We start from the raw sequence: 13,040 nt of genomic DNA on the forward strand, positions 1-13,040 counted from the left end.
CATGGCCGCGCGGCCCGGGCACATGATCAAAACTGTCCTGCTCCAGGTCCATTCCATCGCAGGCCTGGTGCTCGCGCTGCTGCTAGCCTTGATCGCGCTGACCGGCGCGATCATGAGTTTCGAGGACGAGATCGTCGATCATCTCAACGCCGGCATCATGCATGTCGTGCCACGCGAGATGCCGGCGCTGATGCCGGACGAGCTGGTCGCGCGGCTGGGGGCGGGGCAAAATTTCGGTCAGGTCTCGGCCGTCATGTTGTCGAGCGATCCGACTGCGGCCGTGCGGGTCCGCTTCGCGCGCGACGAGCAGGGCGAGCGGCCGAATTCGCTCTATGTCGACCCCTATGATGCGCGCGTGCTGGGTGCGCCGCGCGGCGAGGCGTTCTTCGCGACGGTTCGGAAGCTGCATCGCTGGCTGCTGATCCCTGGCGATGCCAAGGGCTGGGGACGCCAGATCACCGGTGTGGCCGCGCTCGGCCTGATCGTCATGCTGGTCTCGGGCCTCGTGCTGCGCTGGCCCCGCCGCGTGCGCAGCGTGAAGATGTGGCTCAAGCCCAATCTCGGTCTCGGCGGACGCGGGCTGCATCGCTCGCTGCATGCGGTGATCGGCACCTGGGTTCTTCCGGTCTATCTGGTGATGACGCTCACGGGCCTGTGGTACTCGTTCGACTGGTACAAGGACGGCGTCGTCTGGCTGCTGTCGCGTCCAGAAGTCTCTGCCGCGAAAATGCAGCCAAAAATGTCCGCGAAGGCGCCGCGTGCGGCGGCCCGTTCCGAGCCGGCCCAGCCGATCGGGTTCGACCTGGCGTGGACGACGTTCCGGCGTGAGGAGGGCGACCGCTTCGCCAGGGCTTGGCTGACGCTGCCGCCCAGCCCCGGCACGGTGATACGGATCCGGTCGTGGGGGAAGGAGTCGACGCTCGACACCAAGCGCGATGAATTCCGCATCGATGCCGTCACCGGTCAGGTCGCCTCCACGGAACGTTACGCCGACAAGACGTTCGGCGAGAAGATCATCGCCAACATGCTCGATATCCATCGCGGCGCGGTCCTGGGCTGGCCCGGCAAGCTCGCCTTCATGATTGCCGCGGCCCTGATGCCGCTGTTCTCGGTCACCGGCATTTTGCTCTATCTGTCGCGCCGCAAGCTGCGGCGCCCGGCGCAGCCGCCGCTTGGGCGGCTCGTTCCGGGCGAGTGAGTTGCAGCCGAAGAGGCTAGCCAACACCTCGACAATCGTTCAAAAGCCCGTGGGCACGTCCTTGTCAGGTTTTCGCCATGAAGCTTCCGACCGTCACCCCCGCCGACATCCGCCGCGCCCTGCTCCTGCGCGAAGAGATCGCGCTGCTCGATCTCAGATACGAGGCCGCCTTTGCCACCGGCCATCCGCTGTTCGCCGCCAACATGGCCGCCGACCGGATCGCGATCGAGGCCGAGGTGCGGCTGCCGCGCAAGGACGTGGCGATCGTGCTCTATGATGACGGCGAGGGGCTCATCGCGTCCGGCGCCGAGGGTCTGGCTGCACTCGGCTACAGCAATGTCAGCGCACTCGACGGCGGGCTGAAGGCGTGGCGCGATGCAGGCTTCGAGGTTTTCGAGGACGTCAATTCCTATTCCAAGGCCTTCGGTGAGCTGGTCGAGTCGCGTCGCCACACGCCCTCGCTGAGTGCCGATGAGGTGGCAAAGCTGATCGCCGACAAGGCCAACATCGCCATCCTTGACGTCCGCCGCTTCGACGAATATGCGACCATGAACATCCCGGGCTCGGTCAGCGTGCCCGGCGCGGAGCTGGTGCTGCGGGCAGGCCAGGCCGCGCCCGATCCTGAAACCACCATCATCGTCAATTGCGCCGGCCGCACCCGCTCTATCATCGGCACGCAATCGCTGATCAATGCCGGCGTGCCCAACAAGGTGCGGGCGCTGCGCAACGGCACCATCGGCTGGACCCTGGCGCGGCACGGGCTCAATCACGGCGCCGACAGGCGCGGCGCGATCGGCCCGTTCGAGGGCGGTCCAGCCAATGCCCGCGACGTCGCCTATCGCGCCGGTGTCCGCCATATCGGAGCGAACGAGATGGCGGCGCTGGTCGCAGAAACCCATCGCACGCTGTATCGCTTCGACGTACGCGGTGCCGAGGACTATGCGGCCGGGCATCTTCCCGGCTTCCGCCATTATCCCGGCGGCCAGCTCGTGCAGGAAACCGATATGGCCGCGCCCGTGCGCGGCGCACGCATCGTCCTGACCGACGACAAAAGCGTCCGCGCCGACATGACGGCGTCGTGGCTGGCGCAGATGGGCTGGGAAGTCTATGTGCTCGAGGGCGGCTATGACGGCGCGCTCAAGGTCGGCCCGCCGCCCGCCTTGCCCAAGCCCGACCCAGCCCACCGCTACCGGCGGCCCTATGAAGGCACCGATGTGGCCGAAGCTGCGATGCAGGCCTATCTCGATTGGGAATACGGCCTCGTCGAGCAGCTCCGCCGCGACGGCACGCACGGGTTCTATGTGATTTGACGCGCCAAGGAGGCGAGCCCGCCTCCGTCACCCTCTCAGGATGACGGGCCTGGTACACCAAGGCACATCCACCGCTCGCACCATCTTCTCCCCGTATCCGTTCCCTATTGTGCTGCGCACCGCCCGCGGTCTATGTGCGAAGGCAAAGCTGCCATCTACGGAGATGCCATGTCCGCCCCAGGCCAAAGCCCTGAGCGAAGCGCCAAGGCGCTGCTGCTCGAAGGCGTCAATGATAGCGCTGTCGACCTGTTCGCGAGCGCCGGCTTCACCAATGTCGAACGGCTGACCAAGGCGCTGGACGGCGCGGATCTGCGGCACGCGCTCGAGGGCGTGTCGCTGCTCGGCATCCGTTCGCGCACGCAGATCACCAATGAGGTGCTGGGGGCGGCCGGCCAGCTTCTCGCGGTCGGCTGCTTCAGCGTCGGCACCAACCAGGTCGATCTTTCGGCGGCGCGCAAGCGCGGTATTCCCGTCTTCAACGCCCCGTTCTCCAACACGCGCAGCGTCGCCGAGCTCGTCATCGGCGAGATCGTGATGCTGCTGCGGCGGATCTTTCCGCGCTCGGTGTCGGCCCATGCCGGGGGCTGGGACAAATCGGCGGCGGGCAGCCGCGAGGTGCGCGGCCGCACGCTCGGCATCGTCGGCTACGGCAATATCGGCTCGCAGCTTTCCACCTTGGCCGAAGCCATGGGCATGCGCGTGATCTATTTCGACCGCACCGACAAGCTTCGCCACGGCAACACCGAGCCGGTCGAGAAGCTGGAAGAGCTGCTGGCGCAGAGCGACGTCGTCAGCCTGCACGTGCCGGAGACGCCGGAGACCGCGGGCATGATCGGCGAGAGGGAGCTGCGGGCGATGAAGCCGGGCTCGTTCCTGATCAACAACAGCCGCGGCACCGTGGTCGATCTCGATGCGCTGGCGCGTGCCTTGCGCGACGGTCATCTCGCCGGTGCGGCCGTCGACGTCTTTCCCATCGAGCCTTCGTCGAATGCCGATCGTTTCAATAGTCCCATTCAGGGCATCGAGAACGTCATCCTCACCCCCCATATCGGTGGGTCGACTGAGGAGGCGCAGGAGCGCATCGGCGGCGAGGTCGCGCGAAAACTGGTCGACTATTTCATTACCGGCTCGACGATGGGCGCGGTCAACTTCCCGGAGGTGCAGCTGCATCTTCGTCCCTCCGGTGCACGCTTCAGCCATGTCCATCGCAACGTGCCCGGCATGTTGCGGCGGCTGAACGAGGTCTTCCTCCAGCGCGACATCAACATCGCCGCGCAATATCTGGAGACCGCCGGCGACCTCGGCTACGTCGTGCTCGACGCCGATCTCGGCGGTCAGGATTCCGGCGAGCTGCTGCGGCAGATCCGCGGCCTCGAGGGAACGGTCGGGGCGCGGCTGGTATTTGAGCACTAAACCGCCCACGTTCCGGTTGCATCTTGCGGCCGGTGCTCCCACACTGCGGTCGAATTCGACGTGTTCCAATCACGTCGAATTTGAGCTTCAGTTGCGTGAGTGTCCGCCATGGAACGGGACGCCGTACTGATTGATCTCGCGCTGCAGGGCGGCGGTTCGCATGGCGCCTTCTCCTGGGGTGTGCTCGACCGTCTTCTGGAAGAGAAATGGCTGGAGATCGCCGCGATCTCCGGAACCTCCGCAGGCGCGATGAATGCGGCGGTCCTGGCGGACGGGTGGACGGCGGGCGGCGCCGAGGGGGCGCGTGAGGCGCTCGACCGATACTGGCGTCGTATCTCGAAGGCCGCGGCCTTCAGCCCGCTACAGCGCTCTCTGCTCGACCGCTTGATGGGGCGCTGGACCCTCGATACGTCGCCGTTCTACATCCTCACCGATTTGATGTCGCGTGTGCTCTCGCCCTACGACCTCAATCCTACCGGTTACAATCCGCTGCGCGCGGTGCTGGCCGAGAGCATCGATTTCGAACGGCTCGTGCGCTCGCCGATCCAGCTATTCATCACCGCGACCCGGGTACGCACCGGGCGCGGACGTATCTTCCGCAACGCGGAGATCACGGCCGACGTGCTGCTGGCATCGGCCTGTCTTCCAACCATGTTCCGCGCGATCGAGATCGACGGCGAGCCCTATTGGGACGGCGGCTATGCTGGCAACCCGACCATCACGCCGCTGGTCCGCGAGAGCGACGCGCATGACACCATTCTCGTCCAGATCAATCCGACCGAGCGGCCGGAGCAACCGCGGACGGCTGCGGAGATCCTCAACCGTCTCAACGAAATCTCCTTCAACTCGCCGCTGATGAAGGAGCTGCGCATGATCGCGCTGCTGCGCCAGGCGGCCGATCCGGGCAGCGGCGAGGGCGCGCGCTGGGCGAAGATGCGCACGCACCGGATCAAGAGCGACATGCTGGCGAAGTTCGGGGCCTCCTCGAAGCTCAACGCGGAGTGGGAGTTCGTCTCGATGCTGCGCGCCGAGGGACGCATGGCCGCGGACAACTTCCTCGCCGAGCACGGCGCGGAGATCGGCCGCCGCTCGACCGCCGATCTCGATGTCCTGCTGTCGGAGTGCTGAGGCATGGGTCTCCTCGGCCTCCTCGTCGGACTCGGTCTGCTCGTCCTATTCGCCTTCCGCGGTTGGAGCGTCCTGCTGCTCGCGCCGTTCGCCGCACTCATTGCTGCGTTGTTCGGCGGTGAGCCGCTGCTCGCGAACCTGACCCAGGTGTTCATGGTGAACGCGGCGGGATTTCTGGCGCAGTTCTTTCCGATCTTTCTGCTTGGTGCCGTCTTCGGCAAGTTGATGGACGACAGTGGCGCGGTGACGTCGGTCGCCGGCTTCATGGCGGAGCGCCTCGGCGAACGCCGCGTGATCCCGGCGGTCGTGCTCGCCGGCGCGCTGGTCACCTATGGTGGTGTCAGCCTGTTCGTTGCGTTCTTCGTCATCGTTCCAATGGCCCGCTCGCTGTTTCGTGCCGCTTCGATTCCGCGTCGTCTGATCCCGGCCGCGATCGTGCTGGGAACGTCGACCTTCACCATGTCGGCCCTACCTGGCACGCCGTCGATCCAGAATGCGATTCCGATGCCGTTCTTCGGCACGACGCCGTTTGCCGCGCCGGGCCTCGGCATCGTCGGCTCGCTCATCATGCTCGGCGCGGGATTGTGGTGGCTGCATCGCGCCGAAGCTGCGGCGCGCCGCGCCGGGGAAGGCTATGGCGACGACGCCGAGGGCGCGATCGAGCAGGCCGCTGCTGACGAGCTCGTGCGCGAGCGCGCGACGACTGCCCGCGAGTTCGATCCGGCGGAGCTACAGCACGGTCATCGCAGCGAGCGGCCGTCGCCCGTGCTGAACGCCATGGCGCCGCTCGTCGTTGTCGTGACCGTCAACCTGTTGATGTCGCTGGTGGTGCTGCCGCGGCTCGATGTCAGCTATCTCGCCGAGCCGCGCTTTGGCGACACGACGCTTGCGGCGGTCGCAGGCGTGTGGTCGGTCGCGGTGGCGCTGGCTGCCGCCATCGTCACGACCATCGCGCTGAACTGGGCGCGCCTGCCGGTGCTGCGCCGGACCATGGACGCCGGGGCCAATGCGTCGGTCCTGCCTGCGTTCAGCGTCGCCAGCCTCGTCGGCTTCGGCGCCGTCGTGGCCTCGCTGCCGGCGTTCACGATCGTGCGCGACTGGGTGCTGGCGATCGAAGGGGGACCGCTGGTCTCGCTCGCCGTCGCGACCAACATCCTGGCCGCGCTGACCGGTTCGGCGTCGGGCGGCCTGACCATCGCCCTCGATGCTCTCGGCCCGACCTATGTCGAACTTGCCGCGCGCCACGGCATCGACCTTGCGCTGATGCATCGCGTGGCGGTGATCGGCGCGGGAACGCTGGACATCCTGCCGCATAACGGTGCGGTGGTCAGCCTGCTCGCGATCTGCGGCCTGACCCATCGCGACAGCTATTTCGATATCGTCATGGTCGGTATCGTGACCTCGCTCCTGGCGCTGCTGGCGGTGATCGCCCTGGGCACTGCGCTGGGCTCGTTCTGACGGAAAGCCGGCGTCAGCGATTGACGGACGGGCGAAGGTTGCATTGAATGCGGCCAAGTGCCGAACGCAACAGGACAAGCCGGGTGGAAACGATGAAGCGCAACAGAGCGAAGCTGTGTGCATGGCTGGTGGGCACTGCGGCCGCAATGAGCGCGAGTGGTGCCTCAGCGGCAACGCTGGCCGAAGACGCCGAGACCGTCTGCAAAGGCCTCGTCGGCGGCGCTGACGCCGTGAAGATCAATTCCGCGACCCTGCAGGCGCCGTCGCAATTGGCCGTGGCCGAGCGCGGGCCGACGCCGTCAGCACGCATCACGCCGGCCAATCCGCGCTTCTGCAAGGTGCTCGGCCATATCGATCCCACCGATCCCAAGGCGCCCCCGATCAAATTCCAGGTCAACCTCCCCGTCGAATGGAACGGGCGCTCGCTGCAATATGGCGGCGGCGGCTTCAACGGTGTGCTGATCACGGGCCTTGCCCTGCCGCCGGCCTATCCCTTCGACAGGCCCTCGCCGCTGGCGCGCGGCTTCGTCACCTACGGCACCGACTCCGGCCACGAGACCAAGCAGGGCGAGCCGCCGCAGGTCTTTGCGCTGAACGACGAAGCGTTCGAGAATTTCGCCCATCGCGCCTACAAGAAGGTGCGCGACGCTGCGGTCGGGCTGATGCAGCGTGCCTACGGCAGGAAGCCGGAGAAGCTGTACTTCATGGGCTCGTCAGAGGGCGGCCGCGAAGGCCTCGCCATGGCGCAGCGCTATCCCGACGATTTCGACGGCATCTTCGCCCGTGTGCCCGTGATCAACTGGGTCGGGCTGCAGCATGCCGGCACGCGCTCGGGTCTCGTCACCATGGGCGAGGGCTGGATCAACCCGGCGCAGGTCAAGCTCGTAGGCGAGGCCGTGCGCGCGGCTTGCGACAAGGCCGACGGCTCCGACGATGCGCTGGTGCAGGATCCCGTCGGCTGCAAGGCGGCGTTCAAGGTCGAGACGCTGCGCTGCGCGGCCGGGCAGAGCGGCGACCAGTGTCTCACCGATGCACAGATCAAGGCGGTGAACACGCTGCACGCCACCTACAAATTCCCCTTCGCGCTCGCCAATGGTCTCGACGATTATCCGGGCTGGGGCGTCTCCGGCGAGGACATCCCCGCGGTCGGGCCGACCGGCGGCTGGGTCTCCTGGTGGCTCGGCACCGCGCCGCCGGCGCAGCCGCCCGCGCCGAACAACGGCATCGCCTGGATCTACGGCGCCGGCGGCATCCAATATGTCTTCGCGCGCGATCCGAAGCTCGACGTCACCACCTACAAGGTGGAAGAGCACAAGGCGCGGCTGCTCGAGGTGTCCAGCCTGATGGATTCCACCGATCCCGATCTCAGTCGGTTCCGGGCGCGGGGCGGCCGGCTGATCGTGCTCGAGCACATGGCCGACTACGCCCAGAGCCCCTATGCCGGCATCCGCTACTTCGAGAGCGTCGAGCGCAAGATGGGCAAGGCCGAGACCGCGGAGTTCGCGCGCCTCTACACCGCGCCCGGCGTCGACCATGTCGGCTCCGGCGCGCCCGCCAATGTCGACATGCTGAGCGTGCTGGTCGACTGGGTCGAGAATGGCAAAGCGCCCGGCGACTTAGAGGTCAGGGAGCAGAAGGTCGAGGCGCCGTCGTTTGCCGCGACGCGCTCGCTGCCGCTGTGCCGCTGGCCGGCCTGGCCGCACTACAAGAGCGGCCCGGTGACGGAAGCGGCGAGCTTCACCTGCGCGCCATAACCAAGAGGGCCCGTTTGACAACGCGCCTGCGTTCCGCTATCTATTTCGCATGCGAAATAACAGCGCCGTCGCTCGGCATCCCCGGCTGATCTACTTGCTGAGTGTCGCCCAGCGCCGGCTGCAGCGCTGGATGGCGGCGCGGCCCGAGAGCGCGGTGACGCCGGCGCAGGCGGGGCTACTGTTCATCCTTGGCAAGCAGGATGGCGTCCTGATGGGCGAGGCTGGGGCGGCGCTCGACATGGGACCGGCCGGCATTTCGGGTCTCGTCGACCGGACGGTGGCTGCGAAACTGGTCGAGCGGCGGGCCGATCGCGAGGACGGCCGCGCCTTTCGCATCTGGCTGACGCCGAAGGGGCGCACCGCGCTGGCGCAGGCCAAGACCAGCGCGGCGGAGGTCAATGCGGCGCTGACGGAAGGTTTCACGGCCGCGGAAATCGACATCGTCGCACGCTGGCTGACGAGCATTCAGGACAAGTTTCCAAGACGTTCAGACGAATAACACGGAGCAGACCAATGACCGAGCACGTCCGGATCGAGAATAGCGGCGGAGTCCTCACCCTCACGCTGGCACGTCCCGACAAGAAGAACGCGCTGACGGATGCGATGTACGGCAAGCTCGCCGATGCGATCGAATCCGCCGAGTTCGACCCATCCGCCCGCGTGATCCTGATCCGCGGCGAGGGCGACATGTTCACCGCCGGCAACGACGTCGGCGAGTTCGCGGCCGTCGCGGCCGGCAAGTCCGAAGGCAGCCGCAACGTGGTGCGCTTCATCCAGTCGCTGGCGCGTTGCACCCGGCCGCTGGTCGCGGCCGTGCAGGGCCGTGCCGTCGGCGTCGGCACCACGATGCTGCTGCATTGCGACCTCGTCGTGCTCGCCGACAACGCGCAATTGTCGACGCCGTTCGTCAGCCTCGCGCTGGTGCCTGAAGCCGCCTCCAGCCTGTTGATGCCGGCGCGCATCGGCTATGCCCGCGCCTACGAGATGTTCGCGCTTGGCGAAACCGTGCCGGCCAGGTCGGCGCTGGAATGGGGACTCGCCAACCGTGTGGTGCCGCTCGATAGGCTCGATGCCGAAGCGCTTGCGCTGGCGCAGCGTCTCGCCCGCCAGCCGGCCGGGGCCCTCGTCGCGACCAAGCGGCTGATGCGCAACGGCGAGGCGCTGGTCGCGCAGATGCAGGCCGAAGGCGAGCAGTTCGCGCAGCGCCTGCGCACCGCCGAAGCGCGTGAGGCGTTTACGGCGTTTGCGGAGCGCCGCCCGCCGGATTTCACCAGAATAGGATAGTATTCCGAATGCGTGCAGGTTGGATCGTTTCGATTCAACTCAAACCTTAACGCAACATTGGCACGTGGCGGTGCAAGGTGGCCTCTCCGGAGAGTTAGGCCCCTTGACCCATGTCCATTTTTAAGAAATCGGTAAGCACGCTTCTCCTGGTCCTGATGACGCTGCTGGCGGCCGGCGCGCTGACCAGCACGGCCATCCAGATGGTCGGGGCTTTCGGCCGCTACAGCGACAGTCTGGAGACCGAGCGGCTCGCGAATGCCGACAAGTCGATCTTCCATGGCGTGGTTGCCCTGCGCAGCAATCGTGGCGATGCCCAGAGCGCCCTGCTCGGTGAGGACGATCCGCGCGCCAAGCTCGGCGTTGCCGAGAAGGCGGAACAGGCCGGCTTCGATGCCATCAGCGCGGCGCTCTCTACCGTCGAATTCGCCCGCCGCGACGAGCTCGCCAGCACGCTGAAGCAGCGCTGGAGCGAGGCCGCGCCAAAATTCCAGTTGTTCTACGACGAGGCCAAGCTGCCGCGCGCCGAGCGCAAGCTGGAGCGGACCGCGCCCTGGTACGATGCGGTCACCAAGGTGATCGAGACCGCCAATCTCGCGTCCACCGCGGTGTCGAACCGCGCCTGGATGAACGATCCTTACATCGCCCGCATGATCCAGGCCCGCCGCCTCGCCTGGCAGGTGCGCGACCGCTACGGCATCCAGTGCTCGACCCTGCGGCCGAACGTCAACGCCAGCAAGCCGCTCGACGATGCCCAGAAGCAGACCGTGGCCGGATGGAATGGCGTCGTCACCGCCGGCTGGACCGGCATGGAGGAGCTGCTGGCTGCGCCTGACGTGCCGGCCGACCTCGTCAACACGGCCAAGGAGGCGAAGGCCAAGACCGACGGCGCTCTCAAGCAGATCGGCGAGCTCACCAAGGGCTTGGATGGCAGCGGCCGTCCCGCGATGCCCGCTTCGGAATGGAACGCGTTGTGCCAGGCTCCGTTCGCCTCCATCGTCGCGGTCGCGAGCAAGGCGCTCGACCTGTCGATCGCGCACGCGGAGGCAGTTCAGGCGAAAGCCCTCACCAATCTCATCGTGCAATCCTTCGGCTTCCTGCTTGCACTGGCCGTGACTGTCGCGGGCGTGTTTGTGGTGCGCAACCGGCTGATGCGCCCGGTGCGCGCCATCCTCGACGCCATCGCCCGCATCAGCGCCCGCGACTATGCGACGCCGGTGCCGCAATCGCGGCATCCCGACGAGTTCGGCACCATGGCGGCTGCGCTCGAAAGCCTGCGCGAGAGCGCGGCGACCGCGGAGCGGCTGGGTAAGGAACGCGAATCGCAGCAGGCGCTGCAGCTCGCCCGCTCCGGCACCGTCGATGCCGCCTGCCGCACCTTCGACGACACGGTGCAGGCGGTGATCCAGAGCGTTGCGTCCTCGACGCGGGAGCTCGACGCTACCGCAAGCGGCGTGCGCTCGCTGGTCACGGAATCGAGCAGCCAGACCGCCGCGGTCTCCTCCTCGGCCGAGCAGGCCACCAACAATCTCGAGACCATCGCCGCCGCGACCGAGGAGCTCTCCGCATCCGTGGGCGAGATCTCCGCGCAGGTGCAGTCGAGCGCGCGCGAGGCCCGCGAGGCCGTAGCCCAGGCCGAGCAGACCAATGCGACGGTCGAGATCCTCGATCAGACGGCAAGCCGCATCGGCGAGGTCGTGAAGATGATCAACGCGATCGCGGCCCAGACCAATCTGCTGGCGTTGAACGCCACCATCGAGGCCGCGCGCGCCGGCGAGGCCGGCCGCGGCTTCGCGGTGGTTGCAGGCGAGGTCAAGAGCCTTGCGGCGCAGACCGCGACGGCGACGGAAGAGATCTCGCGCCAGGTCGAGGAGATCCAAGGCGCGACCGGCCAGGCGGTCGCCGCGATCCGGTTGATCGGCGGCGCCATCGGCGGCATCGACGAGAAGATGACGGCGATTGCCGCCGCGGTCGAACAGCAGCGCGCGGCCACGACGGAGATCTCGCGCAACTTCCAACAGGCGGCCCAGGGCACCCGCGAGGTCACCGATACCATCGGCAGCGTCGCCAGGCTCAACCAGGAGACCGGCAATGCCGGCACGGTGCTGTCGGAGTCCGTCAAGAAGATGTCGGCGGATGCCGATCGTCTTCGCGTCGCGGTCGAGGGTTTCCTGGGCGCCGTGAAGAGCGCCTGATTTTCGTACTCTTTCCATCGGACGTCGCGCGGGCATTGCCGCAGCTCGGCACTGCGGGTACATCTGTGCCGCCTCGCTCCCACGGGCGCGGCGGCAGACGCAAGACACATCAGGGATGGAGAGTTCGATGCCGGTCACCCCACACAAGGCCCAACGCCCCTATCGCGGCGTGTTCCCGGTCGCGCCCACCATCTTCGACGAGCGCGGCGAGCTCGACCTCGATGGTCAGCGCCGCTGCATCGATTTCATGATCGATGCCGGCTCGCACGGCATTTGCATCCTCGCCAATTTCTCCGAGCAGTTCGTGCTCACCGATGCCGAGCGCGACACGGTGATGCATGCGGTGCTGGACCATGTGGCCGGCCGGGTTCCCGTGATCGTCACCACCACCCATTTCAGCTCGGCCGTATGCGCCGCGCGCAGCAAGCAGGCGGAGGCGGCCGGCGCCGCCATGGTGATGGTGATGCCGCCCTATCACGGCGCGACCTTCCGCGTCCCCGAGAAAGGCATCGTCGAATTCTTCAAGGTGCTCTCCGGCGCGATCAACATCCCGATCATGATCCAGGACGCGCCGGTTGCCGGCACGCCGCTGTCGGTCGAGTTGCTCGCGCGGCTGTCGCGCGAGTTTTCCAACATCCGCTATTTCAAGATCGAGGTGCCGGGCGCGGCCTCGAAGCTCCGCAGCCTGATCGAGGCGGGCGGCAAGGACATCGAGGGCCCCTGGGACGGCGAGGAGGCGATCACGCTGCTCGCCGATCTCGACGCCGGCGCCACCGGCGCCATGACCGGCGGCGGCTATCCCGACGGCATCCGCCAGATCATCGATCCCTATTTCGCGGGCGATCGCGAAAAGGCGAAGGCCGCCTATGAGCGCTGGCTGCCGCTGATCAACTACGAGAACCGCCAATGCGGCCTGATCGCCTGCAAGGTCATGATGCAGGCCGGCGGCGTGATCAAGTCGGAGGCGGTGCGCCATCCGCTGCAGCCGCTGCATCCGGCGACGCGCGCCGGGCTATTGGAGCTCGCCAAGGAGCGCGACGCGTTGGCGCTCAGGTGGGGGAAGTAATTCTCTCCCCCGTCATTGCGTGAAGCTGTCGTAGGGTGGGCAAAGCGAAGCGTGCCCACCAACTTGCGCGCCCGCGGGAAGAGCGGTGGGCACGGCGGTTTGCGCCTTTGCCCACCCTACGAAGGCTGCGAGGAGCGACTTGTGCGCCCTCGCTCGAAATGAACGAGGGATGCCCATTTCGCCTGAAGGCGTCGAATTAGCGCGTGCCGGGCCGTTCCCCATAGCCCCGCGATGGCA

The 13,040-nt window shown here is 67.1% G+C and carries 10 protein-coding genes; all 10 read left to right on the top strand.

Annotated features, from left to right (window positions below; genetic code table 11):
* Position 1: 1 nt before the first annotated feature.
* The gene (locus N2605_RS01825; RefSeq protein ID WP_260345664.1) at positions 2 to 1,198 is read left to right on the top strand and encodes a PepSY-associated TM helix domain-containing protein; all 1,197 of its coding nucleotides are present in this window, start codon (positions 2 to 4) and stop codon (positions 1,196 to 1,198) included.
* Between the two features lie 77 nt (positions 1,199 to 1,275).
* Positions 1,276 to 2,508 carry a rhodanese-like domain-containing protein gene (locus N2605_RS01830; protein ID WP_260345665.1) on the top strand — a complete coding sequence of 411 codons (1,233 nt, stop codon included), beginning with the start codon at positions 1,276 to 1,278 and terminating at the stop codon, positions 2,506 to 2,508.
* 168 nt (positions 2,509 to 2,676) lie between these two features.
* Complete coding sequence (serA, locus tag N2605_RS01835) at positions 2,677 to 3,921, top strand: phosphoglycerate dehydrogenase (protein ID WP_260345666.1); 1,245 nt, start codon at positions 2,677 to 2,679, stop codon at positions 3,919 to 3,921.
* Between the two features lie 108 nt (positions 3,922 to 4,029).
* Entirely contained in the window at positions 4,030 to 5,049 is a 1,020-nt protein-coding gene (locus tag N2605_RS01840; RefSeq protein ID WP_260345667.1) for a patatin-like phospholipase family protein, read from the top strand.
* 3 nt (positions 5,050 to 5,052) lie between these two features.
* A complete protein-coding gene (locus N2605_RS01845) occupies positions 5,053 to 6,507 on the top strand; it encodes a GntP family permease (RefSeq protein ID WP_128264933.1) in 1,455 nt (484 codons plus the stop codon).
* Positions 6,508 to 6,599: 92 nt separating this feature from the next.
* Positions 6,600 to 8,261: a tannase/feruloyl esterase family alpha/beta hydrolase gene (locus tag N2605_RS01850; RefSeq protein WP_225147300.1), complete on the top strand. Its 1,662-nt coding sequence runs from the start codon at positions 6,600 to 6,602 to the stop codon at positions 8,259 to 8,261.
* A 49-nt stretch (positions 8,262 to 8,310) separates the two neighbouring features.
* The gene (locus N2605_RS01855) at positions 8,311 to 8,760 is read left to right on the top strand and encodes a MarR family winged helix-turn-helix transcriptional regulator (RefSeq protein WP_225147301.1); all 450 of its coding nucleotides are present in this window, start codon (positions 8,311 to 8,313) and stop codon (positions 8,758 to 8,760) included.
* A gap of 14 nt (positions 8,761 to 8,774) precedes the next feature.
* Entirely contained in the window at positions 8,775 to 9,545 is a 771-nt protein-coding gene (locus N2605_RS01860; protein WP_260345668.1) for an enoyl-CoA hydratase, read from the top strand.
* A 110-nt stretch (positions 9,546 to 9,655) separates the two neighbouring features.
* Positions 9,656 to 11,737 (top strand): methyl-accepting chemotaxis protein, encoded by a 2,082-nt coding sequence (locus N2605_RS01865; RefSeq protein WP_260345669.1) that lies wholly within the window; start codon positions 9,656 to 9,658, stop codon positions 11,735 to 11,737.
* Positions 11,738 to 11,864: 127 nt separating this feature from the next.
* Positions 11,865 to 12,803, top strand: a complete 939-nt coding sequence (locus N2605_RS01870; protein ID WP_260345670.1) for a dihydrodipicolinate synthase family protein — start codon at positions 11,865 to 11,867, stop codon at positions 12,801 to 12,803.
* Positions 12,804 to 13,040 lie beyond the last annotated feature (237 nt).

Source organism: Bradyrhizobium yuanmingense, assembly GCF_025200905.1.
Classification (GTDB): Bacteria; Pseudomonadota; Alphaproteobacteria; order Rhizobiales; family Xanthobacteraceae; genus Bradyrhizobium; species Bradyrhizobium yuanmingense.